Annotated in this window: 23 protein-coding genes and 1 riboswitch; of the genes, 4 read left to right on the top strand and 19 right to left on the bottom strand. The window is 70.1% G+C overall.

What is annotated here, in order from left to right:
* Nucleotides 1-103, bottom strand: a riboswitch (guanidine-I (ykkC/yxkD leader).
* A gap of 367 nt (nt 104-470) precedes the next feature.
* Nucleotides 471-1,670: a chromate efflux transporter gene (gene chrA, locus LCC91_RS00845; protein WP_043700459.1), complete on the top strand. Its 1,200-nt coding sequence runs from the start codon at nt 471-473 to the stop codon at nt 1,668-1,670.
* Between the two features lie 15 nt (nt 1,671-1,685).
* Here the strand turns inward: chrA and LCC91_RS00840 are convergent, their stop codons facing one another.
* The 11 genes from LCC91_RS00840 to LCC91_RS00790 all read right to left on the bottom strand — a co-directional run bounded on the left by LCC91_RS00840 (nt 1,686) and on the right by LCC91_RS00790 (nt 13,630).
* Nucleotides 1,686-3,146 (bottom strand): TrkH family potassium uptake protein, encoded by a 1,461-nt coding sequence (locus LCC91_RS00840; protein WP_390612122.1) that lies wholly within the window; start codon nt 3,144-3,146, stop codon nt 1,686-1,688.
* A gap of 18 nt (nt 3,147-3,164) precedes the next feature.
* Nucleotides 3,165-4,637, bottom strand: coding sequence for a TrkH family potassium uptake protein (locus tag LCC91_RS00835; RefSeq protein ID WP_043700456.1), 1,473 nt, complete (start codon nt 4,635-4,637; stop codon nt 3,165-3,167).
* Between the two features lie 9 nt (nt 4,638-4,646).
* Nucleotides 4,647-6,038 (bottom strand): Trk system potassium transporter TrkA, encoded by a 1,392-nt coding sequence (gene trkA, locus LCC91_RS00830; RefSeq protein WP_043700454.1) that lies wholly within the window; start codon nt 6,036-6,038, stop codon nt 4,647-4,649.
* 57 nt (nt 6,039-6,095) lie between these two features.
* Nucleotides 6,096-6,449: a type II toxin-antitoxin system RelE family toxin gene (locus LCC91_RS00825; protein WP_043700452.1), complete on the bottom strand. Its 354-nt coding sequence runs from the start codon at nt 6,447-6,449 to the stop codon at nt 6,096-6,098.
* A complete protein-coding gene (locus tag LCC91_RS00820) occupies nt 6,436-6,687 on the bottom strand; it encodes a type II toxin-antitoxin system Phd/YefM family antitoxin (protein WP_143897412.1) in 252 nt (83 codons plus the stop codon). Before LCC91_RS00820 ends, LCC91_RS00825 begins: the two co-directional genes overlap by 14 nt.
* 144 nt (nt 6,688-6,831) lie before the next feature.
* Nucleotides 6,832-7,959 (bottom strand): acyl-CoA dehydrogenase family protein, encoded by a 1,128-nt coding sequence (locus LCC91_RS00815; protein ID WP_043700447.1) that lies wholly within the window; start codon nt 7,957-7,959, stop codon nt 6,832-6,834.
* Nucleotides 7,960-8,039: 80 nt separating this feature from the next.
* The gene (locus tag LCC91_RS00810; protein ID WP_043700444.1) at nt 8,040-9,227 is read right to left on the bottom strand and encodes an acetyl-CoA C-acyltransferase; all 1,188 of its coding nucleotides are present in this window, start codon (nt 9,225-9,227) and stop codon (nt 8,040-8,042) included.
* Nucleotides 9,224-11,113 carry a bifunctional isocitrate dehydrogenase kinase/phosphatase gene (gene aceK, locus LCC91_RS00805; protein ID WP_052231522.1) on the bottom strand — a complete coding sequence of 630 codons (1,890 nt, stop codon included), beginning with the start codon at nt 11,111-11,113 and terminating at the stop codon, nt 9,224-9,226. Before aceK ends, LCC91_RS00810 begins: the two co-directional genes overlap by 4 nt.
* A 32-nt stretch (nt 11,114-11,145) precedes the next feature.
* The gene (can, locus tag LCC91_RS00800; RefSeq protein ID WP_143897413.1) at nt 11,146-11,808 is read right to left on the bottom strand and encodes a carbonate dehydratase; all 663 of its coding nucleotides are present in this window, start codon (nt 11,806-11,808) and stop codon (nt 11,146-11,148) included.
* Nucleotides 11,808-12,989, bottom strand: a complete 1,182-nt coding sequence (locus tag LCC91_RS00795; RefSeq protein WP_043700440.1) for an isovaleryl-CoA dehydrogenase — start codon at nt 12,987-12,989, stop codon at nt 11,808-11,810. The genes can and LCC91_RS00795 overlap by 1 nt, the downstream gene beginning before the upstream one ends.
* Nucleotides 12,990-13,207: 218 nt before the next feature.
* The gene (locus LCC91_RS00790) at nt 13,208-13,630 is read right to left on the bottom strand and encodes a MerR family transcriptional regulator (protein ID WP_043700438.1); all 423 of its coding nucleotides are present in this window, start codon (nt 13,628-13,630) and stop codon (nt 13,208-13,210) included.
* A 172-nt stretch (nt 13,631-13,802) separates the two neighbouring features.
* On the opposite strand from LCC91_RS00790, the gene LCC91_RS00785 reads away from it, so the two are divergent.
* On the top strand, nt 13,803-14,753 hold the full coding sequence (locus LCC91_RS00785) for a prenyltransferase (protein WP_224440976.1): 951 nt from the start codon (nt 13,803-13,805) through the stop codon (nt 14,751-14,753).
* A 34-nt stretch (nt 14,754-14,787) separates the two neighbouring features.
* On the opposite strand, the gene LCC91_RS00780 is transcribed toward LCC91_RS00785, so the two are convergent.
* The 8 genes from LCC91_RS00780 to LCC91_RS00745 form a co-directional block, all read right to left on the bottom strand.
* Entirely contained in the window at nt 14,788-15,402 is a 615-nt protein-coding gene (locus LCC91_RS00780; RefSeq protein WP_052231521.1) for a M48 family metallopeptidase, read from the bottom strand.
* The gene (locus LCC91_RS00775; RefSeq protein ID WP_052231520.1) at nt 15,383-16,171 is read right to left on the bottom strand and encodes a lysophospholipid acyltransferase family protein; all 789 of its coding nucleotides are present in this window, start codon (nt 16,169-16,171) and stop codon (nt 15,383-15,385) included. The genes LCC91_RS00780 and LCC91_RS00775 overlap by 20 nt, the downstream gene beginning before the upstream one ends.
* Nucleotides 16,168-16,758 carry a D-glycero-beta-D-manno-heptose 1,7-bisphosphate 7-phosphatase gene (gmhB, locus tag LCC91_RS00770; RefSeq protein WP_043700435.1) on the bottom strand — a complete coding sequence of 197 codons (591 nt, stop codon included), beginning with the start codon at nt 16,756-16,758 and terminating at the stop codon, nt 16,168-16,170. Before gmhB ends, LCC91_RS00775 begins: the two co-directional genes overlap by 4 nt.
* 9 nt (nt 16,759-16,767) lie before the next feature.
* Nucleotides 16,768-18,954 (bottom strand): glycine--tRNA ligase subunit beta, encoded by a 2,187-nt coding sequence (gene glyS, locus LCC91_RS00765; protein WP_143898486.1) that lies wholly within the window; start codon nt 18,952-18,954, stop codon nt 16,768-16,770.
* Nucleotides 18,951-19,877 (bottom strand): glycine--tRNA ligase subunit alpha, encoded by a 927-nt coding sequence (gene glyQ / locus LCC91_RS00760; protein ID WP_043700433.1) that lies wholly within the window; start codon nt 19,875-19,877, stop codon nt 18,951-18,953. Before glyQ ends, glyS begins: the two co-directional genes overlap by 4 nt.
* A gap of 42 nt (nt 19,878-19,919) precedes the next feature.
* Entirely contained in the window at nt 19,920-21,569 is a 1,650-nt protein-coding gene (gene lnt, locus LCC91_RS00755) for an apolipoprotein N-acyltransferase (protein WP_390612149.1), read from the bottom strand.
* Entirely contained in the window at nt 21,566-22,429 is an 864-nt protein-coding gene (locus LCC91_RS00750) for an HlyC/CorC family transporter (RefSeq protein ID WP_043700429.1), read from the bottom strand. Before LCC91_RS00750 ends, lnt begins: the two co-directional genes overlap by 4 nt.
* A 116-nt stretch (nt 22,430-22,545) precedes the next feature.
* Complete coding sequence (locus LCC91_RS00745; RefSeq protein WP_058616681.1) at nt 22,546-23,205, bottom strand: GNAT family N-acetyltransferase; 660 nt, start codon at nt 23,203-23,205, stop codon at nt 22,546-22,548.
* Between the two features lie 270 nt (nt 23,206-23,475).
* Between LCC91_RS00745 and LCC91_RS00740 the strand changes: the two genes are divergently transcribed.
* Both LCC91_RS00740 and LCC91_RS00735 read left to right on the top strand, forming a co-directional pair.
* Nucleotides 23,476-25,170, top strand: a complete 1,695-nt coding sequence (locus LCC91_RS00740; RefSeq protein ID WP_143898484.1) for an AMP-binding protein — start codon at nt 23,476-23,478, stop codon at nt 25,168-25,170.
* A gap of 35 nt (nt 25,171-25,205) precedes the next feature.
* Nucleotides 25,206-26,138 carry an MBL fold metallo-hydrolase gene (locus LCC91_RS00735; protein ID WP_058616680.1) on the top strand — a complete coding sequence of 311 codons (933 nt, stop codon included), beginning with the start codon at nt 25,206-25,208 and terminating at the stop codon, nt 26,136-26,138.
* Nucleotides 26,139-26,182: the final 44 nt, after the last annotated feature.

Genomic DNA, 26,182 nt, shown 5'->3' with positions numbered 1-26,182 from the left:
ACCTCCCGGGCTTTTGTCCCTCCGTGGAGCCCCGCCAGCGGCGGAACCGGTCGCTCTCGGACCAGACATCCCAAGCGGGACCGGAACCCTAGCGACCTTGCGGGCCCGCATGACCGAGGCCCTCTCGCGCCCAAGACCAAGCAAACCCCGTGCCACACGGTCCGCGGACCGGGCATTGATCCGTTCCCCCACACCCGCGCATGCTTCGCGATCGCCACGTCGGGGTTCCGCTCGCATCCGCTGCGCGGGCGCGCGCACAGGCGCGGTGCAACCCGGCTCCCGCCGCACCCCGTCGGTGCACCGGATCGGGCGATGGCAGCGACGCCCGCTGCTTAACACGGTGTCGGTGGCGGTGGCGGTGCACCACGGCGCTCGCTGCCTGCCACCGATCGCCTCCTGTCGCGGATCGCCGCGAACCGTAAAACCCTCCTTACCCTCCGCCTCGCACAGAGATGGGGCATGATCACGGGATGACGCCATCGCACCGCGCCCGTGAATGCCTCGCCATCGCCGCCTGCTTCCTGCGCCTGGGGCTGACCAGTTTCGGCGGGCCGGTCGCGCATCTGGAGGTGTTCCGGCGCGAGTTCGTGCAGCGCCGTGCTTGGCTCGATGCGCGCGCCTATGGCGATCTGGTCGCGCTGTGCCAGATCTTGCCGGGTCCGGCCAGCAGCCAGGTGGGCATGGCGCTGGGGCTGCTGCGGCAGGGCTATCCCGGCGCGCTGGCGGCGTGGGCGGGGTTCACCCTGCCCTCGGCGATCGCGATGGCGGCGCTCGCCCTCTGGCTGGCGGCGCCCGGGGCGCGCGTGCCGCCCGGTGTGTTGCAGGGGCTGATGGTGGCCGCCGTGGCGGTGGTGGCGCATGCGGTGTGGGGCATGGCGGGCGCGTATGCACCGGACGCCCGGCGCCGGTTCTGGGCGGTGCTCGTCGCCGCCGTGGCGCTGGGATGGTCCCACGCGTGGATGCAGCCGGTGTTGATCGCCCTCAGCGCTGGGTTCGGCCACATCACCCTGCGCCACGGGGCGCCGCCGCCCGCCGTTCACCCGTTGCCCCTGCGGGTGGGACGCCGCGCCGGCTGGGTCGGGCTCGGCCTGTTCGCAGCGGGGCTTGGGGTGCTGCCGCTGTTGGCGCAGGGGGCGCCCGGCGGGTGGTGGCCCGTGGTCGACGCGTTCTACCGCATCGGCGCGCTCATTTTCGGCGGGGGGCACGTGGTGTTGCCGCTGATCCAGGCCGAGGTGGTCGGCCCGGGCTGGATCGACGCCGCCACCTTCCTGGCCGGCTACGGCGCGGTCCAGGCGATGCCCGGGCCGCTGTTGACGATCGCCAGCTACGTGGGCGCGGCGCTGGCGCCGCCGCTCGGGGGCTGGCCCGGTGCGGCGGTGGCGCTGGCCGCCATCTACGCGCCGGCGTTCCTGATTCTGGTCGGCACGCTGCCCGGCTGGACCCGCTGGCGCCAGTACCCTGCGCTGCGCCCGCTGCTGGACGGGGTGCACGCGGGGGTCGTCGGACTGCTCGCCGCGGCCCTCGTCCACGCGGGGCGCAGTGCGATCGATGGCCCCGCATCGGCGGTGGGCGCCGCGGCGGCGCTGATGCTGCTGCTCACCGGCCGCGTGCCCGCGTGGGCCCTGGCCGGTCTGTGCGCCGCCGCCGGTTGGGTTCTGGGGGCCGGATGACGCGCAAGCGCGGTTTCAGCGCCGCCAGAACGCGCGCGTGAACAGCACCAGCACCGTCAGCAGTTCCAGCCGCCCCAGCAGCATGGCAAAACTGAGCACCCAGAGCTGAAACGGCGTCAGCCCGCCGTAGTTGCCCGCCGGTCCCACCTCACCCAAGCCGGGGCCAATGTTGTTGACCGTGGCAACGACCGCGGACAGGGCCGTCACCAGATCCAACCCCGACAACAGCAGCAGGAAGGTCAACCCCATCGTCGCCGCGCCGTAGATCAACATGAAACCGAGCACGGCGTTCATCACCTGCGCAGGCACGGCCTGTCCGCCGAGGGTCACCGGATTGACCACGTGCGGGTGGATGATGCGCACCAGCTCCCGCCGCGCCTGCTTGATGAGCAGCACCATGCGCACCATCTTGATGCCGCCACCGGTGGAGCCGGCGCAGGAGACGAACGTCCCGAGGAACAGCAGCAACACCGGGATGAACGGGGGCCACTGCAGGTAATCCGTGCTGGCATAGCCCGTGGTGGTGGCCAGCGACAGCACGTGAAAGGCCGCCATGCGCAGCGCCGTGGGCGCGTCCGGATAGACGCGCTGCGCCAGCAGCACCAGCGTCACCAGCGCGATGGCGCCGAGCAGCACGACCGCGTAGGTGCGGATTTCGCGGTCGCTCCACAGCGGCCGCAAGGTCAGCCCCCGCAGCACCATGAAGTAGCGCAGGAAGCTGATGCCCGCCAGCGCCATGAACACCACCGCCACCCACTCCACCGCGGGGGACTGGAAGTGCCCGATGCTCGCGTCGTACGAGGAAAACCCCGCCAGCCCCATCGTCGAGCACATGTGCATGAACGCATCCGCCCAGCCCATCCCGGCCCAGCGGTACGCGAGCAGGCACAGCACCGAAAAGCCGAAGTACACCGCCCACAGGCCGCGCGCCGTCTCCGCGATACGCGGCGTGAGCTTCTGGTCCTTCATCGGGCCGGGCGTCTCGGCCTTGTAGAGCTGCATGCCGCCCAGCCCCAACATTGGCAGCACCGCCACCACCAGCAGCATCACGCCCAGCCCGCCGACGTACTGCAAGAAACAGCGCCACACGTTGACCGACACCGGCAGCCGCTCCAGCCCCGACAGCGCGGTCGCCCCGGTGGCGGTGAGTGCGCTCATCGCCTCGAAATACGCCTGGTGCCACGTGATGCCCGGCACCATCAACATCAGCGGCAACGCCGAATACGCCGGCAGCACCAGCCACACCAGGTTGACCAGCAAAAAGCCGTCGCGCGCCTGCAGCTCACACCGATACGCGCGCGTGAGCGCCCACAGGATGACACCGCTGACCAGCGTCACCCCAGCGCACACCGCCCACTGGTACTCGTGCGTCAGGTCGTCGTGAAACCACGCCCAGCCCATCGGCACCAGAAACACCAGCGCAAACGCGGTGAGCACGTGCGCAAACACGTGCAGCGCCGGGCCCAGGGTCTGCACCACCCGCATCGCCGCCCCCTATTTGCGCCAGTAGTCCGGCGTGAAGAGCACCAAAAAGCTCAGCATCTCCAGCCGCCCCATGAGCATTGCCAGCGCGCAGATCCACAGCTGCACCGAGGTCAGGCCCGCGTAATTCCCTACAGGGCCGACTTCCCCCAGACCGGGCCCGGTGTTGTTGACGCAGGTCACCACAGCCGAAAAAGCCGTATCGAACGGCAGCTCGGTCAACAGCATCGCCATCGTCAGCACCGCGATCGTGCCACCATACACCAGCATGAAGGCGAGCACCCCATACACCGTCGGCGCATCGACCACCCGCCCCCCGATCGTGACCGGATTGACCACCCGCGGATGGATGATGCGCGCCAGCTCGCGCCGCGCGAGTTTGAGCAGGATCAGCAGGCGCAGCATCTTCACGCCAGCCCCGGTGGAGCCGGCGCTCGTCGCCATGCCGGAGAGCATCAGCATCCACAGCGGCGCAAACACCGGCCACTGCAGATAGTCCGTGGTGGCGTAGCCGGTGGTGGACGCCACCGATACGACGTTGAACGCGGCCAGCCGCAGCGCCTCGCCCGGATCGGCCACCGTGCCGCGCACCACCAGCAACGCGGCAATGAAGACACTGGAGGCCAGCATCAGCCACCATGTACCGCGCCACTCGGCATCGCGCAGGATACGCAGCGGGCTGCGCTTGACCACTGCCGCGAAATACAGCGCAAAACTGCCGCTGGCCACGAGCATGAAAAAGGTCGCCAGCCACTCCAGCCGCGGCGATTGGAAATGGGCAAAGCTCGCGTCGTGCGACGACATGCCCCCCAGGCTCATCGTCGTGAACATGTGGATCCACGCATCCAGCCACGACATCCCCCCCCAGCGGTAGGCCAGCAGGCACGCCAGCGAAATCACCGCGTACACGCTCCACAAGCCCTTGGCGGTCTCGCGGATGCGCGGGGTAAGCCGCGCGTCCTTCATCGGCCCAGTGGATTCGGCACGGAACAGCTGCCCGCCCACGCCCAGCATCGGCAGAATCGCCACCGCCAGCACCAGGATGCCCATGCCCCCGATCCACTGCAACTGACCGCGCCACAGGTTGATCGAGGGCGGCAGGTCGTCCAACCCCACGAGCACGGTGGCCCCGGTGGTGGTCAGCGCCGACATCGTCTCGAAATACGCCTGCGTGACGGTGATCGGCTGCGCCGTGTCACGGAAATAGACCCACAGCGGCACGGCGGCCACCGCCGGCAGCACCGTCCACGCCAGGACCACCAGCAGCATCCCGTCGCGCGGCAGCAGGTCCGGCTCGTCCCCCACCCGCCGCCGCCCCCAGGCCCACACGCCCGCTCCCACGAGCAGCGTGCCGAGCATCGGGGCGGACCACACGCCGGCGGCCCCATCGTGCAGCGACGCGGCCACGGCCCACGGCACCGCCATGGTCAGCGCGAACACCATGACCACAACACCCAGCACGGGAGCGATGCGCACGAAAGGCATGGTGCGTCGTCAACCGAAGAAGGTGGCACCGACCTGGAAGAGTTTTTCGACCTCGCGCACCAGCCGCTTGTTGGGGATGAAGATGATGATGTGGTCGTCGGCCTGGATCAGCGTGTCGTGGTGCGGCATCAGCACCTCGGCGTCGCGTCCCTCGCCGCGCACGATGGCGCCGATGCGCGCACCCTTGGGCAGCTTGACCTCCTCCACCCGCCGGCCCACCAGTCGCGAGGTCTTCACGTCACCGCGCGCCACGCCTTCCAGCGCTTCGGCCGCGCCGCGGCGCAGGCTGTGCACGGCCACCACGTCGCCACGGCGCACGTGCGCCAGCAACTCGCCGATCACCGTCTGCGCCGGTGAGATCGCGATGTCGATCGTGCTGCCCTGCATCATTTCGGCATAGGCCCGGCGGTTGATCAGCGCCATCACCCGCCGCGCCCCCAGCCGCTTGGCCAGCATCGCCGACATGATGTTGTCCTCGTCGTCGTTGGTCAGCGCCAGAAACAGGTCCATGTCGGCGACGTTCTCTTCCTCCAGCAGCTCTTCGTCGACGCTGTCGCCGTGCAGCACCAACGTGCTGGAGGGGAGCTGGCTGGCCAGGTATTCGCAACGCTTGGCGTTGCTCTCGATGATCTTGACCTGACACTGCCCGATCAGCGAGCGCGCTAGCCGCAGCCCCACCTTGCCGCCCCCGGCGATCATCACGCGCTGCACCGGCTTGTCGATGTTGTGGATCGCCGCGAGCACCAGCCGGATCTTGTCGCTCGCGGCCAGCACGAACACCTCGTCCCCCGGCAGGATGCGCGTCTGGGCGGTGGCATCCATCTCGGTGTCGAGCCGGTACAGGGCCACGACGCGCATTTCCGCCTGCGGAAAGCGCTCGCGGAACTCCCCGATCGTGTGCCCCACCAGCGCGCCACCCGCCGTGGCGCGCACGACGATCAGGCACACCCGCCCCTCGGCAAACTCCACCACCTGCAGCGCCTCGGGGTAGTCGATGAGCTGGTGGATCGTGCGCATCACCGATTCCTCGGGACAGATCACGTGATCCACCGCGAAGCCGCTCTTGCCCAGCAGCTCGCTGCCCTCCTCGAACTCGGGCGAGCGCAGGCGCGCGATCGTCGTCGGCACCTGAAAAACGTCGTGCGCCACCTTGCACACGACCAGGTTGGACTCGTCCAGCGCCGCGCAGGCGATCAGCATGTCGGCGTCCTTCGCGCCCGCCTCGGCGAGCACCGACGGCTGGATGCCATTGCCGACCACGCCGCGCAGGTCGAGCCGTTCCTCCAGCGCGCGCACGCGCGCCGGGTCCTGGTCGATGACGGTGATGTCGTTTTGCTCCGAGACCAGGCTCTCGGCGACGCTCTCGCCGACCCGGCCCGCGCCAAAGATGATGATGTTCACGGCGCCGATGATACGCCGGCGGATACGGTCAGAGCTGCACCCGCGACGCCGCGGCCGTCATCGCCCTTTGGGCCGATCCGGCGGGGCAGAGACGCGTACGAGGGCCGATCGGTAAACCTGGTCGCGCTCCCGTCTGTCGATCGCCAGCACCAGGACGATGGGGCGGTCGTCCTCGACCGCGTACACCAACCGCACCCCTTGCTTGCGCAACTTGATTTTGTAGCAGCCCGCCAACGGACCCGTCAGGGCACCACCGGGTACATGAGGCTGTACGAGACGCTTTTTGAGCAGCTTTTTCAGGCTGGCCTTGACCGATCCATCCAGACGGTGCCACTCCTCCAGTGCCTCCGGCATGAAATGCAAGCGGTACGGCTGCGGTGGCTGCGCGCCAGGGGGGTCAGAGGTCCTCAAGGTTCACCTCGACGGCCCGCCCTTTCTCGGCCAGACGGCTGGCGGCCCGACGGTACAGATCCTGATCCGCCAACGCTTCCATGATGTCCTCGAACAGTCGGGGTTCGATCATGTAGAACGCGGGGCGGTTGTGACTCAAGACCGCCACCGGACGACGGTGTGCGTGCCGCAGCACCGCGGCAGGGTTCTTCTTGAATTCCGACATGCTGACGGCGACATCGGCCAGTATGGTTTCCATTTCTCAGCTCCAAATTTGGATCGAAATGTAGAGCTCGCCGATGGAGTCGTCAACCAGACTGGAGAACACCAGACTGGAGAGCACACACAAACGCGGCGTGCAAGCCCCGCCCCCCGCCCATCCAGGCAGGTCGGGGTGCCCCGATCACAACGCCCGCTGGATCAGGATCTTTTGCACGTCGCTCGTGCCCTCGTAGATCTGGCATACGCGCACGTCGCGCCAGATGCGCTCGACGGGAAAGTCGCTGACATAGCCGTAGCCGCCCAGCGTCTGGATCGCGACGGAGCACACCCCCTCCGCCGTCTCGCTGGCGATGAGCTTGGCCATCGCCGCCTCCTTCAGGCAGGGCCGCCCCGCATCGCGCAGCGCTGCCGCGTGCCAGGTGAGCTGTCGTGCCGCTTCCAGCTTGGCTGCCGCGTCCGCCAGCCGGAAGCCCACGGCCTGGTGCTCCCAGATCGGCTTGCCGAAGCTCTCGCGCTGCTTGGCGTAGTCGATGGCCACCTCGAGCGCGCTGCGCGCCATGCCGATGCTCTGCGCGGCGATGCCGATGCGCCCACCCTCCAGCGCAGACAAGGCGATTTTGTACCCCTCACCCTCCTCGCCGATGCGGTTCTCGACCGGGATGCGGCAGTTTTCCAGCCGGATCTGCGCGGTGTCGCTGGAGTGTTGGCCGACCTTGTCCTCCAGCCGCGCGACGATGTAGCCCGGTGTGTCGGTGGGGACGATGAAGGCGCTCATGCCGCGCTTGCCCGCCGCCTTGTCGGTCACGGCGATGACGATGGCGACCTGGCCGTTTTTGCCGCTGGTGATGAACTGCTTGACGCCGTCGAGGACGTAGGTGTCGCCCTCGCGCCGCGCGGTGGTGCGCAGCGCGGCCGCGTCCGACCCCACGTGCGGCTCGGTCAGGCAGAAAGCGCCGAGCATCTGCCCCTGCGCCAGCGGTACCAGCCAGCGCTGCTTTTGCGCCTCGCTGCCGTAGCGCAGCAGGATCGCGCACACCGGGCAGTTGTTGACGCTGATCGCAGTGCTGGTGCCGCCGTCGCCCGCGGCGATCTCCTCCAGTACGACGGCCAGGCTCAGGTAGTCCAGTCCCGCCCCGCCGTACTCGGTGGGCACACACACGCCGTAGCAGCCCAGCGCCGCCAGCCCCCGGTGCGCTTCGTGCGGAAAGGTGTGCTCGCGGTCCCAGCGCGCGGCATGGGGCCAGAGCTGTTCGCGGGCGAACGCGCGCACCGCATCACGAATCATCTCTTGATCGGGGCTGAGCAGCATCGAAACCTCCTGTCGGGCGGCAGGGTCAGCGAACAAGGCAAGCGGGGCCCCGGCGGGCCCCGCGAATCACGATCGCCGCGTCACAGCATCTCGATCGCCACGGCGGTACCCTCGCCGCCACCGATGCACAGCGTGGCGACACCGCGCTTCAGACCCCGCGCGCGCATCGCGTGCATCAGCGTGACCATGATGCGCGCCCCGCTGCAGCCGATCGGGTGCCCGAGCGCGCAGGCACCGCCGTTGACGTTGACGATGTCGTGCGACACGCCCAGCTCGGTCATCAGCGCCATCGGCACGACGGCGAACGCTTCGTTGACCTCCCACAGCTGTACGTCCGACACCTGCCAGCCGATCTTGGCCAGCAGCTTGCGCGTCGCGCCCACCGGCGCGGTGGTGAACCAGTTCGGCTCCTGCGCATGCACCGCGTGGCCGACGATGCGCGCCAGCGGCTGGCAGCCGAGCTTGGCGGCGGTGGAGGCGCGCATCAGCACCAGCGCGGCCGCGCCGTCGTTGATGGAAGAGCTCGACGCCGCGGTGATGGTGCCATCCTTCTTGAACGCGGGCTTGAGCTGCGGGATCTTGTCGAGCTTGATCTTGCCCGGGCCCTCGTCCTGGGCGACGACGCGCTCACCCGCGCGGTCCTTCACCGTCACCGGGGTGATCTCGGCGGCGAAGCTGCCGTCCGCGACCGCCCGCTGGGCGCGGCGCACGCTCTCGGTGGCAAAGGCGTCCTGCTGCTCGCGGGTGAACTGGTATTTGGCGGCGCAGTCCTCGCCGAACGTGCCCATGCTGCGGCCGGGCTCGTAGGCGTCCTCCAGCCCGTCGAGCATCATGTGGTCGAAGACGCGATCGTGCCCCATGCGGTAGCCGCCGCGCCCCTTGAGCAGCAGGTACGGGGCGTTGGTCATGCTCTCCATGCCACCGGCGACGACGACGTCGGCCGTGCCGGCGACCAGCATGTCGTGCGCGAACATCGCGGCGCGCATGCCCGAGCCGCACATCTTGGACAGCGTCACCGCGCCGGCGCTCTTGGGCAGACCGGCCTTGAGCGCCGCCTGGCGCGCCGGGGCCTGGCCCTGACCGGCCATCAGGCAGTTGCCCATCAGCACCTCGTCCACCGCGTCGGGGGCGATCCCGGCGCGCTCGACGGCGGCGCGGATCGCCGCCGCGCCCAGGTCATGCGCAGCCAGCGACGAAAAATCACCCTGGAAACTGCCCATCGGGGTGCGCGCGGCACCGACGATGACGATCGGATCGGCTTGGCTCATGGGGTCACTCCTATCGGTTGGGGGGAGGGGGAAGCGGCCGACGCACTGGCGTCCTCCGCCGTCGGGGACAGGGGCACGATGCGGTGCGCGCGAAAGCGCCGCTCGCGCTCGTAGGGGAAGACGTCGTGCACGTGGCCGGCGAGGATGCGCTCCTTGTGCGCCTGCCAGTAGGCGGGGTCGAGCAGGTCCGCGTGGTGGCGCATGAAGACCTCGCGCACCAGGGGGTTGGCCAGCAGGAACGGCCCGAACGTCTCCGGGAACACATCGTGCGGACCGACCGAGTACCACACCTCGCCCGACAACTCGTCGTCCTCGTCGCGCGGCGGCGGCACGCGGCGAAAGTTGCAGTCGGTGATGTACTCGATCTCGTCGTAGTCGTAGAAAACCACCTTGCCGTGGCGCGTGATGCCGAAGTTCTTCCACAGCATGTCGCCCGGGAAGATATTGGCCGCCACCAGGTCCTTGATCGCGTTGCCGTATTCGATGACGGCGTGTTCGAGCTGCTGGCGCGCGCGCGCGTCGTTCGGATCGCGCTGCAGTGTGTCGAAACACTCCTGCAGGTAGATGTTGAGCGGGATCATGCGCCGCTCGATGTAGACGTGCTTAATCAGCACCTCCTGCGTGCCGTCGCCGTCGCGGTCGCCGATCTCGACCTGGCTCGGCGCGTGCTCCAGCAGCTCGGCGATCAACTCGTCGCTGAAGCGCGCGCGCGGAAAGCCGACGTTGGAGAACTCGAGCGTGTCGGCCATGCGCCCCACCCGGTCGTGCTGCTTGACGAGCTGGTACTTGGCGCGGATCTGTTCGCGCGTCGTTTCCTTCTGCGGCGGGAAGCGGTCCTTGATGACCTTGAAGACGAACGGAAAACTCGGCAGGTCGAACACCAGCATCACCATGCCCTTGATGCCGGGGGCGATGCGGAACTGGTCCGTGCTGTGCCGCAGGTGGTAGAGGAAGTCGCGGTAGAAGAGTGTCTTGCCCTGCTTGGCCAAGCCCAGCGCGTTGTAGAACTCCGCGCGCGGCTTGCGCGGCATCAGGCTGCGCAGGAACTGCACGTACGCGCTGGGCACTTCCATGTCGACCATGAAGTACGCGCGCGCGAAGCTGAACACCATCAGCAGGTCGTCCTCGCCGTGCAGCAGCGCGTCGATGACGAGCCGCCCCTGCTCGTCGTGCAGGATGGGCAGCGCAAACGGCACCTCCTGAAAACCGTTGATGAGCTTGCCCACCGCGTACGCGCCTTTGTTGCGGTAGAACAGGCTGTCGAGCACCTGGATCTGGAAGTTGGCACGCAGCCGCCGGTGGTCGAACAGCGGCAACAGCCCCGCGACGACGTCACCGACGTCGCGCGCCAAATCCTCGAACGGCACGCGCAGGCCGAAATCCTCGATCAGGCGCGTGAACGTGGCCGGCAGCTCGTCGACGGACTTGGGGTAGTAGCAGCGGTAGGTGGTGTGGGCGTTCGGGTCCTCCGGCTCGATGTATTCGGTGCTGATCGCCGGGCGGACGAAGATGAAATCGTTCTGGAAGTAGCTGCGGTGCAGGATCTTGGTCGTGACCGAGTTGAAGAAGGTCTCGGCCAGCTCCGGCTGGCGGTGGTCCACCAGCATGCCGATGTAGAGCAGCTTGACTTGCTGCCAGACCTCCATGGGCTGCTGCGAGGCGCGAAACTCGCGTTCCAGGCGCGTGACGCACTCTTTCACGCGCAGGTCATAGAACTCGATGCGCTCGCGCTGCGCGCGCTGCTGGCCGGCCCAGTCCGCCGTCTCGAAACGGTGCTTGGCGCGGGCGGACTCGGTGCGAAACAGCCGGTAGTGGCGGTTGAAGCCGTCGATCATCGCGCGCGCGATGTCGTAGGCGAGCTGGGAGTCGAGTCGGGACAGCAGCATGGCGGGTGTCTCGGGTGCGGCAACAGCCCCGATCATGACAGATCGGCACCATGGCGGCACGCCGCCACCTCGCACGCCGCACGGTAGACGGCCTCGACCCGGTCGGGGCTGTCCATCGACAAGCGCAGATCCTGCAGCAGGCCGTCCTTGAGGCCATAGACCCAGCCGTGCAGCATCACCGGCTGGCCGCGTGCCCAGGCGTCCTGCAGCACCGTCGACTGCGCGACGTGCCGCACCTGCTCGATGACGTTGAGCTCGCACAGCAGGTCCAGCCGGCGCTCGGCTGGCACCGCCAGCAGCCACCGCTGATGGCGGTCCGCCACGTCGCGCACGTGCCGCAGCCAGTTGTCGGCCAGCCCGACGCGGATGCCCTCCAGCGCCGCCTGCACGCCGCCGCAGCCGTAGTGGCCGACGACCATCAGGTGCTCCACGCGCAGCATGTCCACCGCGTACTGGATGGTGCTCAGGCAATTGAGGTCGGTGGGCACCACGACGTTGGCCACGTTGCGGTGCACGAACACCTCGCCGGGCTCCAGCCCCGTGATCTGGTTCGCGGGCACGCGGCTGTCGGAGCAGCCAATCCACATATAGCGCGGCGACTGCTGCTGGGCCAGGCGCGCGAAGAACCCCGGCCGCTCGGCCTCCATCCGCGCGGCCCACTCCCGGTTGTGCGCCAGCAGGTGCCGCCAGGGCATTACATCGTCTCCGCGAACAGCTCGCGCCCGATCAGCATGCGGCGGATCTCGCTGGTGCCGGCGCCGATCTCATACAGCTTGGCGTCGCGCCACAGCCGGCCCAGCGGATACTCGTTGATGTAGCCGTTGCCGCCGAAGATCTGGATGCCGTCGCCGGCCATGCGCGTGGCCTGCTCCGCGCACCACAGGATGACGCTGGCGCAGTCCTTGCGCACCTGGCGCACATGGTCGCTGCCGAGCCGATCGAGGTTCTTGCCCACGGTGTAGAGGAAGGAGCGCGCCGCCTGCAGCGTGGTGTACATGTCGGCCACCTTGCCCTGGATGAGCTGGAACTCACCGATCGACTGGCCGAACTGCTTGCGGTCGTGGATGTAGGGGATGACGTTGTCCATCACCGCCTGCATGATGCCGACCGGCCCGGCGGCGAGCACCGCGCGCTCGTAGTCCAGGCCGCTCATCAACACCTTCACACCGTTGTTGAGGCCGCCCAGGATATTCTCCGCCGGCACCTCGACATTCTCGAACACCAGTTCGCCGGTGTGGCTGCCGCGCATGCCGAGCTTGTCGAGCTTTTGCGCCACCGAAAAGCCCTTCATCCCCTTTTCGATGAGGAAGGCGGTGATGCCGCGCGCGCCCAGCTCCGGCTCGGTCTTCGCATACACGACCAGCGTGTCGGCGTCCGGGCCGTTGGTGATCCACATCTTGCTGCCGTTGAGCAGGTAGTAGCCGCCCTTGTCCTCGGCGCGCAGCTTCATGCTCACGACGTCGGAACCGGCGCCGGGCTCGCTCATCGCCAGCGCACCGACGTGCTCACCGCTGATCAGCTTGGGCAGGTATTTGCGCTTTTGCGCCTCGGTCCCGTTGCGGCGGATCTGGTTGACGCACAGGTTGGAGTGCGCACCGTAGGACAAACCCACCGAGGCGCTGGCGCGGCTGATCTCCTCCATCGCGATCATGTGCGCCAGATACCCCATGCCCGCGCCGCCGTAGGTCTCCTCGACCGTGATGCCGAGCACGCCGAGCTCGCCCATCTTGGGCCACAGGTCCATCGGGAACTGGTCGGTGCGGTCGATCTCGGCCGCGCGGGGCGCGATCTCGGCGGCGGCGAAGGCGCGCACCGCGTCGCGCAGGGCGTCGATATCCTCGCCGAGCTGGAAGTCGAGGCCGGGCAGATGCGTCATGGGTCGTCTCCTGTGAGGGGTAGCGGGTGTCATTCGGTTTTGGGCACGGGCATCAGCGTCTGCTGCATGACGGCGCACGGGTGGCGCGTGCCGTCGGGCGCCACGTGGACGAGTTCGGCGGTGGTGGCGGTCATGGGCAGGGTCTTCGATGCAACGCGTTTTGCCAACGCCTATTGACGTTTACGTAAACGTCAATTATGCCGTGTCCGGCACGCGCGTCAGGCCGCTTTTCCGGGGCTGGCCGCCCCCTCGCCCAAGCGGGCGAGCAGCGCGCGCGCCTCCTTTTCGTGGGCCTTGATTTCGTCCAGCGTCGCCTGCAGGTCGGCCATCTGGTCCTCGATCTGCCGCCGGTGCACCGCGAGCACCTCCAGGAATTTGCGCAGCTGCGGCCCGGTGTCGCGCGGGCTGTCGTACATGTCGATCAGCTCCTTGGCCTCCGACAGGCTCAGCCCCAGCCGCTTGGCGCGCAGCACGAGCTTGAGCCGCGTGCGGTCCCGCGCGGAGTACACGCGGCTGCGCCCCCCGGGTCCGGTGCGTTTGGGCTGCAGCAGGCCCATGTCCTCGTAGAAGCGGATCGCGCGCGTGGTGAGGTCGAACTCCCGCGCGAGATCGCCGATGGTGTAAGTGGTCTGGCTGGCCATGGTGCTCCCATCACGGCCGGGCGGGGCTGGACGCCCCTACACCCCGCGCCGACAGCGGTTTACGCCTTGACGTTGACGTAAACGTCAACTTCGGCGGGCATTCTACGCCATCGGGCACGGTCGCGCCCTCGCCCGGTGCGCCCCGCGCCGCGCAAAGGCTATAGTCGGTAATATGTCCACCCCGCCCGCCCCTGCCGCCCCCCTGACACCGGCCGCCGCCTGGCGCCTCGCCCGCCCGGGTTTTCTGTGGGTGACGGTCGCGGCGGTGGCACTGGGGCTGGCGATGGCGGCGGCGTGCGGCTGCGGGTTCGACCCGCTGCGCGCCGGCGTCACCGTCGCGCTGGCCGTGCTCGCCCACGCGGCCGCGAATGCGTGGAACGATTACCACGATGCCCTCAACGGCGCGGATGCGGCCAACCCCGCGCCGCTGTCGCCTTTCACCGGTGGCTCGCGCGTCATCCCCTCTGGCGACGCCTCGCCGGCGCAGGCGCGTGCGCTCGCGCTGGGGCTGACCGGTCTGGTGGTGTTGGGCGGGATGTGGCTCGCACTGGGGGCGGGTGGCGGGCTGATCGCCATCGGCGCGGCGGGCGTGCTGCTCGGCTGGGCATATTCGGCCCCGCCGCTGCGCCTGATGGCGCGCGGTCTGGGCGAGCTGACGGTGGCAACGGCGTGGTGGCTGGTCGTGCTCAGGGCCTATCACAGCCAGCGCGGACAGTGGTCGGTGGTGGCGGCCGCGTCGGCGCTGCCGTTTGCGCTGCTGGTCGCGGCCATCCTGCTGATCAACGGCGTGCCGGACGCGCCGTGGGATGCCCGCGTCGGCAAGCGCACGCTCGCGGTGCGCGTGGGGCCGATCGGCGTCGCGGCGCTCTACACCGCGCTGGTGGTGCTCGCGCACGGCGGCCTGGTGGCGTCGGTGCTGGCCCAGGTGACGCCGCGTGTGGGCTGGTGGGGTCTGGCGTCGCTGCCGCTGTCGCTGGCGGCGGCGGCCCTGCTGTGGCGGCACGTCGCGCGGGCCGCGCCGGTCACGGCGCTGCGGCCGGCGATCGTGCTGACGATCACGGCCGCACTGGTGCACGCGCTCGCCCTGACCGCCGCGTTCGCGACCGTCGCCGCCACGCTGTGAGCCCCGCGCGCCGACCAGTGGGCGGGGCGCGCGGTCAGCGCAGCGGGTGGCGGTGCAGCGCCGCGCGCCGCTGCGCGTAGTCCGGCAGTACCGCCGCCACCAGCGCCCAGAACGCCGGGCCGTGGTTCATCTCGCGCAAGTGCGCCAGTTCGTGGACGACGACGTAGTCCAGCAGCGCCGGCGGCAGGCACACCAGCCGCCAGTTGAGCGCGATCGTGCCGCGGCTGCTCGCGCTGCCCCAGCGGGTGCGCGCATCCGACACGCGCAGCCGCGCCGGTGCCACCCCCAGCAGCGGGGCATAGTGCGCCACGCGCTCGGCAAAGCGCTGGCGCGCCTGTTCGATCAGCGCCGGCGTGCGCGGGGGCCACGCCGGGCGCGGCCGCTCGGCCAACCGTCGCCACTGGGTCAGCACCCAGTCGGCCTTGTGCTGAAGAAAGGCTTCGATATCGGCCCACGCCGCACCGCGCGGGGCCCGCACGCTCAACCCCTGCGGGCCGGCGAGCAGGCCGAGCGTGCGCCGCGCGCTGCGCCGGCACTCGTAGGCGACGCGCACCCCGCGCAGGACGATCTCGCGGTTGGCGTGCGGGTGCGCCCACAGCGCCTGCGACGGGGCGGCGGCCGCCGCATGCTCAGGCGGCGCGGCGCTCATCTCGGTTTGCCCCTGGCGGCGAGTTGCCGGCGACGGGCGTGTACGCTTCCGGATCGAGGCGGCGCATTTCGGCTTCGATCCACGCCTCCACCTCGCGCATCAGCTCGTCCGGATCGCGGCCCACGCTCGGGATCGGCCGCCCGATCGAGAACACCACCGTGCCGGGCCGTTTGACGATCGCGCGGCGCGGCCAGCAGCGCCCGGACGTGACCGCGATCGGGATCACGGGCGCGCCGGTCTGCACCGCCAGCCGCGTGCCGCCGCTCTTGTACTGCCCGCGCTGGCCGCGCTCGACCCGCGTTCCCTCGGGGAACATGATGACCCAGGTGCCTTTGGCCAGCAGCCGCCGCCCCTGCTCCACGACCTTCTGAAACGCCTGCGCCCGCTTGGCACGGTCGATGTGGATCATGTCCAACGACCCCAGCGCCCAGCCGAAAAACGGGATGTAGAGCAGCTCTTTCTTGAAGACGAACGCGAGCGGGTGCGGCATCAGCACCGGCAGGCAAAACGTCTCCCACGTGGACTGGTGTTTGGCCAGCAGAATCGCCGGCGCGTTTTTTCCAACCGGCAAGTGCTCCCAGCCGATCACCTCGTTGCGGATGCCCAGCATCCAGCGCGCCGCCCACACCTGCAGCCGCACCCAGCCAATGCAAAACGAATACAGACGCTGCGACGAGACGAACGGCGCCATCAGCACCGCCGCCGTCGCCCACGGCACGACGGTCACCCCCATGAACAGCAGGTGCAGCCACGAGCGTAGGGCGTTCATGCCGCGCCCTCCCGTCCCGCCGACGCGTCGCGCTCGACCAGCGCCTCGGCAAACGCGAGCAGGTCGTCGTGCAACGCCACGGCCTGCGGCACACCCGGGGGCCGACCGACGCCGCGCCACGCCGCGGACTGTCCGGTCAACACGAGATGGGTGTCACACCCGGCCGCCACCCCCGCCCCCGCGTCGCGCACCGAATCGCCGACGACGACGAGCTGGGATGGCGACGTACCGAAGCGCGCGGCGATCTGGCGGAACAGGCCCGGTGCGGGCTTGCGGCAGTCGCACGCGTCCTCCGGCGCATGGGGGCAGAAGAACACCGCCTCGATGCGCCCGCCCGCCTGCGCGACGGCCTTGTGCATGCGCGCGTGAATGGCGTTGAGCGTATCCAGATCGAAGAGCCCGCGCCCCAGCCCCGCCTGGTTGGACGCGACGACGACGCGCCAGCCGGCCTCGTTCAGGCGCGCGATCGCTTCCAGCGCCCCGGGCAGCGGCTGCCAGTCGTCGGGGCCGTGGAGGAAATCCTCCGGGTCCTGGTTGAGCGTGCCGTCCCGGTCGATGACGACGAGCCGCAGGTCGCGCGCGGGCATGGGGCGTCCTCAGGCAGCGAGTCGCGACAGATCCGCGACGCGGTTCATCGCCCCGTGCAGCAGTGCCAGCAACCCGAGCCGGTTGGCGCGCAGCGCCGGGTCGTCGGCGTTGACCATGACGCCGTCGAAGAACGCGTCCACCGGTGCCTTGAGCGCCGCGAGCCGCTGCAGGCTGGCGGTGTAGTCGCCCGCCGCGTATGCGGCGTCGGCCTGCGGCTGCACGTCCTGCAGCGCGCGGTACAGCGCCTGTTCGGCCGGCTCCACGAGCCGCGCGGCGTCCACCACCGGCTGCACGGGCGCGTCGGCCTTGCGCAGGATGTTGGTCACGCGCTTGTTGGCGGCGGCGAGCGCCGGCGCCTCCGGCAGCGCAGCAAACGCCCGCACCGCCGCGAGCCGCCGCGGGACTTCGCGCAGCTGCGCCGGGCGCAGCGCCAGCACCGCGTCGATTTCGTGTTTCGCGTACCCGGCTGCCGCCGAGGATCCGCCCGCCTCACGCCCCGCGGCCGGGCCGGCCGGGTGCACCCACTCGCTCTCGATCCAGTTGTGCAGCCGCTCGTAGATGAAGGCGGTGAGCGCCTCGCGCGGGTCGCGGATGCGATCGCCGAACACCGGCACGGCCGCGTCGAGCAGCGCCGGCAGCGCCAGCGGCAGGTCGCGCTCGATGAGCATGCGCACGACGCCCAACGCGTGGCGGCGCAGCGCGTACGGGTCCTTGTCGCCGGTGGGCAGGCTGCCGATCCCGAACAGGCCCACGAGCGTCTCCAGCTTGTCGGCCAGCGCCAGGCACACGCCGACCGGGTTGCGCGGCAGCGCGTCGCCGGCGAAGCGCGGCTTGTAGTGGTCCTCGATCGCCTCGGCCACCAGCGGGTCTTCGCCATCGTGCAGCGCGTAGTAGCGGCCCATCGTCCCCTGCAGTTCCGGGAACTCGCCCACCATATCGGTCAGCAGGTCCGCCTTGGCCAGCAGCGCCGCGCGATCGACGTGGCGCTCGAGCGTTGCGTCGCCCAGCTGTGCCGCGATGGCGCGGCCGATCGCCGCCACGCGCTCCACGCGCTCACCCTGGGTGCCGAGCTGGTTGTGATAGACCACCTTCGCCAGCCCCAGCACGCGCGACTCCAGCGGCCGCTTGCGGTCCTGGTCGAAAAAGAACTTCGCGTCCGCCAGCCGCGGGCGCACGACGCGCTCGTTGCCGGTGATGACCGCGGACGGATCGGCCGGCGTGATGTTGCTAACCACCAGGAAGCGGTGCGTCAGGCGCCCCTGCGCATCGAGCAGCGGGAAGTATTTCTGGTTGGCCTTCATCGTCAGAATCAGGCACTCGGCCGGCACGGCAAGGAACGCCTCGTCGAACTGGCACACCAGCACGTTGGGCCGCTCGACCAGCGCGGTCACTTCGTCGAGCAGCGCGTCGTCCTGAATGGGGCGACAGCCGCCGCCGACGCGCGCGGCCGCCGCGGCGAGCTGGCGTTCGATCTCGGCGCGACGCTCGCCGAAGTGCGCGATCACCGCGCCCTCGCGCGCCAATGTCTCGGCGTAAGCGTCGGCGTGCGGGATCTCGATCGGGTCGCGCGCCGCCTCGAAGCGGTGGCCGTGCGTGTGCCGACCGGCGCTCAGGCCCAGCGCCTGCACCGGCACCACCGCCGTCCCATGCAGCGCCACGAGCGCGTGCGCCGGACGCACGAAGTGCACGTTGCGCCAGCCGTCGGCGAGCTGGTAGGTCATCACCTTCGGGATCGGCAGGCGGCGCAGCGCCTCATCCAGCGCCTTTTGCAACCCGGCGGCGAGCGTCGCCCCGGCGACCACGCTGTCCCAGTAGAGCACCTCGGCCTTGCCGTCGGACTGGCGGCGTAGCCGCGCGACCAGCGCGGCCGGCTCGGCCGTGTCCACGCCCAGCGCGGCGAGTTTTTTCAGCAGCGCGGGCGTCGGTTGGCCCTGTGCGTCCAAGCCGACGGCCACCGGCATCAGCTTGAGCTGCACCGCGCGGTCCTCGGCCTGGGCGCGCACGGCACTCAGGTGCGCGGCCAGCCGCCGCGGGCTGGCATACGGCGTGACGACGGCGTCCGGCGCGAGCAGGCCCTGCTCGCGCAACCCGTCGGCCAGACCCTGCGCAAACGCCTCGCCCAGCGCGCGCAACGCCTTGGGCGGCAGCTCCTCGACGAACAATTCCACCAGCAGAGGGGCCACGGTCGTGCTCATGCGGCGGCCTCCTGCTTCTTTTGCCACTGAGCCAGCACCTCGTCGGCCCACGCGCGCGGGGCCATCGGGAAGCCCAGCCGCGCGCGGCTGTCCACGTAGCTCTGCGCCACCGACCGCGCCAGGTTGCGGATGCGGCCGATGTACGCGGCGCGCTCGGTCACGCTGATCGCCCCGCGCGCGTCCAGCAGGTTGAACGTGTGCGCGGCCTTGAGCACCTGCTCATAAGCGGGCAGCGCCAGCTGCTGCGCCATCAGGTGCTTGGCCTGCCGCTCGTGCGCGGCGAAGGCGGCAAACAAAAACTCCACGTCCGCGTGCTCGAAGTTGTAGGCCGACTGCTCCACCTCGTTCTGGTGGAACACGTCGCCGTAGGTCAGCCCCGGCGCGTAGACGAGGTCGTAGACGTTTTCCACCCCCTGCAGGTACATGGCCAGCCGCTCCAGCCCGTAGGTGATCTCGCCGGTGATGGGGCGGCAGTCGATGCCGCCCACCTGCTGGAAGTAGGTGAACTGCGTGACCTCCATCCCGTTGAGCCAGACCTCCCAGCCCAGGCCCCACGCGCCCAGCGTCGGGTTCTCCCAGTCGTCCTCGACGAAGCGGATGTCGTTTTGCTTCAGGTCGAACCCGAGCGCCTGCAGGCTGCCAAGGTAGAGATCCAGGATGTCGGCCGGCGCGGGCTTGAGCACCACCTGGTACTGGTAGTAGTGCTGCAGCCGGTTGGGGTTTTCGCCATAGCGGCCGTCCTTGGGGCGGCGGCTGGGCTGCACGTACGCGGCCTTCCACGGCTCGGGGCCCAGCGCGCGCAGAAAGGTCGCGGTGTGGCTGGTGCCCGCGCCCACCTCCATGTCGTAAGGCTGCAGCAGGGCACACCCCTGCGCGTCCCAGTACGACTGGAGCTTGAGGATGATCTGTTGGAACGTCAGCATAAGGGCCCGATTCTACGGCGCGGGGCCCCTTGGCTCGGCGGCTCAGCGGCGGTCGCGGCGCGGCCGCGTCGCCAGCAGCACCGCGGCGCACACGCCCACCAGCGGCCACAGCCCGGCCCGGGACGCCCACCACGCGTAGGGCGTGAGGCCCTGCCGTGCGGCGACCGTCGCGTCCAGCACCCCACGCTCGCCCCGCGGCAGTTCGGCCTGCACGCGCCCGCGGTGGTCGATCACCGCCGTCGCCCCCGTGTTGGTCGCGCGCACCATCGGGCGGCCCAGCTCCAGCGCGCGCACGCGCGAGATGTGGCGGTGCTGGTCGATGGCCACCGTGTCGCCGAACCACGCGATGTTGCTCAGGTTCACCAGCACCGTCGGCGCGCGGCCCGCCTCGCCAAAGCCCGCCGCAAGCTCTTCACCGAACAGGTCCTCGTAACAGATGTTGGGTGCGATGCGTTGCCCGGCCCACGCCAGCGACGGCTGCGGCAACACCCCGCGGGCAAAATCCCCCAACGGGATATTCATCAACTCGGTAAACCAGCGAAACCCGGGCGGAATGAACTCGCCAAAGGGCACGAGGTGGTGCTTGTCGTAGCGGTAACGCGTCAGCGCCGCGAACGGGTCCGCCGCCGGATCGGCCGCCTCGCCCCCGGGGAACCACGCCACCGCCGAGTTGGTGTACCCCTCGCTGAAGCTGCCCAGCGGCACCCCCAGCAGCACGGCCGCGTCACCGGTGCGCACCACGGCGTGCAGCGCGCGCCAGTAGGCCGGATCCACGTCCTGCGGCAGCAGCGGGATCGCCGTCTCCGGCGCCACCACCAGCCCGCCGGCGAGTGCAGGGTCGCCGGTCGCGCGCACGATCTGCTCGCCGTACCAGCGCAGCGCCAGCGGCACGCCGGCGTCGACATCAAACTTTTGCTCCTGTGGAATGGCGCCTTGCAGCAGGCGTACCGGCAGCGCCCCGGCGGGCCGCGTGGTGTCGGGCAGGCGCTCCGCCAGCCACGCGCCGGCGCCCGGCACCCCCCACACCAGCGCCGCCAGCACGACCGTCACCACGCGCGCCACCCCCCGCAGCAGCACCGGCGCCGCCGCCAGCGCCGCCGCGACCGCGCCGATGCCGTACACGCCGACCCACGGCGCCAGCGCCCCGAGCGCCTCCACTTGCGCGTAACCGCCCGCGCCCCACGGAAAGCCTGTCCACAGCACACCGCGGGCCCATTCCGCCAAGGTCCACAGCGCCGCAAAGGCCAGCACCTGCGCTCCGGGCCCGGCCGTGCGCCAGCGCGACCACAACGCCGCCGCAAGCGCATAGTCCAGCGCCAGAAACGCCGCCAGCGCCAGCACCGCCAACACCGCCAGCGGCGCCACCAGCCCGCCGTAGGTGTGCATGGAAACGAACAGCCACCAGAAGGTGCCGGCCAGCCACGCCGTCGCGTACCCCCCGGCGCGCCACGCCGCGGCACTGGCCGTGGGCGCGTGCGCCAGCAGTGCCACCAGCGCCATCAGGCTCAGCGCGTGCAGCCACGCGGCCGGCTGTCCCGGCGCCAACCACCCGCCGATCGAGACATCCCACGGCCACGCCAGCGCCAGCGCGTGCGCCCCGCCGGCCAGCACCGCGGCAACGGCCACGGCCGCCCCCGCGAGCGCCGCGCCGTCACGCCGTGCCACCGCGCCGCGCGCCGCCATCCCCGTCATGTCGCGGGCTGGCGCGTCACCTTGAACCAGCGCACGGCGCCGCCGCGCGCGTGCTGCACGGTGAAGACCAGGCCCGCGGCCTCGAACACCTCGCCGCGGCGCGGCACGCGCCCCATCTCGTGCGCCACGTAGCCGCCGATGGTGTCGAAGTCCTCCTCCGGCAACGCCACCTGAAACCACTCGTTGACGCGCTCGATCGGCGTGTCACCGCTGACGCGCCACGTGCCGTCGGCCAGCGCGAAGATGTCGCCATGCTCCTCGTCGTCGTCGAACTCGTCCTCGATCTCGCCGACGATCTGCTCGAGCACGTCCTCGATCGTGATCAGCCCCGCCACGCGACCGAACTCGTCGATCACGATGGCCAGGTGATTGCGGTTGCTGCGGAACTCGCGCAGCAGGTCGTTGAGCGCCTTGCTTTCCGGCACGAACACCGCCGGGCGCAGCAACGCCCGGATGTTGAGCTCGGGCGCGCGCTGCAGCTTGAGCAAATCCTTGGCGAGCAGGATGCCGATGATGTTGTCGCGCTCGCCCTCGTACACCGGAAAGCGCGAGTGCCCCGTGTCGATGACGGTGTTGAGCAGCTCCGCGTACGGCGACGCGATGTCGAGCACGTCCATGCGCGGCGCGGCGACCATCACGTCGCCCGCGGTCAGGTCGGCGATACGGATCACGCCCTCGAGCATCGCCCGCGACTGCGCGTCGATGACGGCGTTGTCCTCGGCGTCGGCGAGCGCCGAAATGAGCTCGTCGCGGGAATCGGGCCCGGGGTGCAGGAACTCCACCAGGCGTTGCAGAAAATTGCGCTTGTCCCCGGCACGCGCCTCGGGGCGCGGCCGGGCAGAATGGGAGGGATCGGCCACAGGGGTGGTCAGGTGTTGCGACAGCCGTGAGAATACAACAGCCCGCACAACGACGCGCCCGTCGCAACGGCCCACCCCTTTGTGCGCCCCGCGGCGCGTCGCCCGCTGGCGGCACCTCACCCGTGCCCGGCGGGGCGGCGCACCACCCAGCGCACGAGCCGACGCCATGCGCGGCGCACGGCCTGCCAAAGCGCCTTGAGGCCGTAGTTGGCGCGCGCCGCCTCCTCCTGCAGCAACTCCCCCACCGTGGACTCGAAGTCGGCCGGCGGCAGCGCCAGGTGGCATTCGCTCTCGCCGGCCTGCTGCACCACGGTCGCCCCGGCCTTGCGTGCGATGCGCAGCATCGGCGCGTTTTCGCTCAGCGCGTGGATGTAGAGATAGCGCACCCCATGGTTGCGCGCATGCACCACGGCGCGGTCGAACAACTGCTGCCCGTAGCCGCGCCCGCGCGCGTGCGCGCTGACGCTGACGCCGAACTCCGCGCTGTCGCTGCCGCGCCCGGGCACCACCATGTATGCCAGGTGCGCCATCGCGATCAGCTCCAGTCGCCGGTTGAAAATGCCAAACACCTCGTCGATGCCGAAGCGCAGCCCCTGCACGTAGCGGCGAATGTGCTCGTCCTGCGCCGCGTAGCCGAAGCGCAGGTAGCGGTCGCGCTCGCCCAGCGCGAGCAGGTGGCGCAGGATCGCCTCCGCGTGGCTCGCGTCCAGGGTCCGGATCGGGGCGCGCCCGCGCACCGGCGCGGCCGCCACGGGCCAGGACGGGAACGTTGTCATCGCGCCCTCCAAGTCCGCCCGCCGTGCGCGACGCAGCAGCACCACACCACCCGCGACACGCGGGCGATCGGCGGACGGGGTGGCGGCAGGGGCATCACGCGTGGTTGCATCGGCGACAGATGCCCCGATTATGCGCGCCGGGGACGAAAAACGCTTGGACGGGCGGTGCCCCACCCGTGTACCACCGGCGACAGCTTCTAGGGACATCCCCTGAGTCGCGTCCCGGCCCGGCCCGCGACAATGAGGCCGTTCTTTCCAATTTCATCCGCCATGCAACGCATCTGGCTCTCCAGCTACCCCCCGGGCGTTCCCGCCGATATCGACCCGACGCAGTACTCGTCGCTCGCCGAGCTGTTGGAACAGGCGTTTCGCCGCCATCCGGGCGACCCGGTGTCGGTTTGCATGGACCGCTGGATGACCTACGGCCAGCTCGACCGCTACAGCGCCGCGCTCGGGGCGTATCTGCAGTCGCTCGGGCTGCCGCCGGGCGCGCGCGTGGCGATCATGCTGCCCAACCTGCCGCAGTTCCTGGTCACGATGGCCGCGGTCCTGCGTGCGGGCTACACCTGCGTCAACGTCAACCCGCTCTACACCGCGCGCGAGCTCGAGCACCAGCTCAAGGACTCCGGCGCCGAGGCAATCGTCATCCTGGAAAACTTCGCCCACACGCTGGAAGAGGTCATCGACCACAGCCCCGTGCGGCACGTGGTGGTGGCGAGCTTTGGCGACCTGCTGGGGCCGTGGTACGGGCGCTGGATGACGTTCCTCGTGCGGCACGTGGCCAAGCTCGTGCCGGCGTTCAAGCTACCCCTCAACGGCCCCGGCGGGCCGCGCACCATCGTGCCGTTTCGGCGCGCGCTCGAAGCCGGTCAGGCGCTGTCGCTCAAGCCCGCGCCGATGGACCGCGACAGCATCGCCTTCCTGCAATACACGGGCGGCACCACCGGGCTGTCCAAGGGCGCGATCCTGACGCACGGCAACGTCATCGCCGCCATCCTGCAGGCCGAGGCCTGGTTCACCCCGGCGCTCGAGAAGGTGGGCGACCCGCGGCGCACCAACCACATCATGGCGCTGCCGCTCTACCACATCTTCGCGCTGACGCTGATGCTGCTGGTGATGCGCCAGGGCGCCCACGCGACGCTGATCCCCAACCCTCGCGACATCCCCAAGTTCGTCGAGGTGCTCAAGAGCCGGCCGTTCCACGTGCTGCCCGCGGTCAACACGCTGTTCAACGGGCTGCTGGCCAACGCGCGCTTTCGCCAGCTCGACTTTTCGTCGCTGGTGCTGTCGCAGGCCGGGGGCATGGCGGCCTCCGAAGGCACCGCGCGCCAGTGGCAGAAGGTCACCGGCTGCGTGATGATCGAAGGCTGGGGCATGAGCGAGACCTGCGCCATCGGCACCAACAACCCGGTCACCAACACGGCCTTCACCGGCACCATCGGCCTGCCGCTGCCCAGCGTCGAGATCGCCATCAAGGACGACGACGGCCGCGACCTGCCGCCAGGCGGCACCGGCGAGATCTGCATCCGCGGCCCGAACGTGATGAAGGGCTACTACCGCAACCCCGAGGAGACCGCCAAGGTCTTCACCGCCGACGGCTACATGCGCACCGGCGACATCGGCATCATGGACGAGCGCGGCTACATCCGCATCGTCGACCGCAAGAAGGACATGATCATCGTCTCGGGGTTCAACGTCTATCCCAACGAGATCGACAACGTCGTCTCCACCTGCCCCGGCGTGCTGGAGTGCGCGGCGGTGGGCGTGCCCGACCCCCACTCGGGCGAGGCAGTCAAGCTCTACGTCGTGCGCAGCGACCCGACGCTCACCGAAGAGCAGGTGATGCGCTTCTGCCACGACAACCTGACCGGTTACAAGCGGCCCAAGTACATCGAATTCCGCGACGAACTGCCCAAGAGCAACGTCGGCAAGATCTTGCGGCGCGAACTGCGGGGCAAGGTGTAGGGTACGCGGCCGTGAGCGTGCGCCTGCCCGACGGGATGCGCGTGTGGGAGCGCGGCTGGCTCTCGGCCAACAACGTGCTGTTCGACGGGCCGGACGGCCCGGCGCTGGTCGACTCCGGCTACGTCACGCACGCGGCGCAGACGCTGGCGCTGGTGGAACACGCGCTGGGCGCGCGGCCGCTCGTGCGGCTGCTCAACACGCACCTGCACAGCGACCACTGCGGCGGTAACGCCGCGCTGCAGGCGCGCTATCCGGGCCTGTTGACGCTCATCCCCCCCGGACAGGCCGACGCGGTGCGTGCGTGGGACGAGCAGCGCCTGAGCTACCGCGTCACCGGCCAGCAGTGCGCCCGCTTTCGCTTCGATGGCCTGCTCGTGCCGGGCGCAACGATCCGCTTGGGCGGGCGCGACTGGCAGATCCACGCCGCGCCCGGGCACGACCCGGACGCCGTGCTGCTCTTCGAGCCGGTGGCGCGCATCCTCATCGCCGGCGACGCGCTGTGGCAGCACGGCTTCGGCGTGGTGTTCCCGGAACTGATCGGCGAACCCGGCTTCGACGCGGTCGCGGCGACGCTCGAGCGCATCGAGGCGCTGGCCCCGCGCGTCGTCATCCCCGGACACGGCGCGCCGTTTGGCGACCCGGCCCACACCGATCCCGCCACGCCCGCCGCCCCGGTCGCCGCGGCGCTGGCGGTGGCCCGAGAGCGGCTCGCGCATTTCCGCGCCGACCCGGCCCGGCACCGGTGCCACGCGCTCAAGGTCCTGCTCAAGTTCAAGCTACTCGAATGGCAGCGCCAGCGGCTCGACGCGGTCCACGCCTGGGCACGCGAGGTACCGTATCTCGTGCACCTGCACGCGCGCCACGGCGGCGGCACCGCGTTCGACCCCTGGCTCGACGCGCTGATCGACGACCTGTGCGCCGGCGGGGCCGCCCGGCGCGACGGCGCGTGGCTCGTGGATCGCGTATGACAGTCGGCTGTCAAGCGCGTCTACCGCCTAGACGACACGCCATC

The sequence above is a fragment of the Tepidimonas taiwanensis genome, from assembly GCF_020162115.1.
GTDB classification, from domain to species: domain Bacteria; phylum Pseudomonadota; class Gammaproteobacteria; order Burkholderiales; family Burkholderiaceae_C; genus Tepidimonas; species Tepidimonas taiwanensis.
This window is presented reverse-complemented; position numbering and strand designations above follow the sequence as displayed.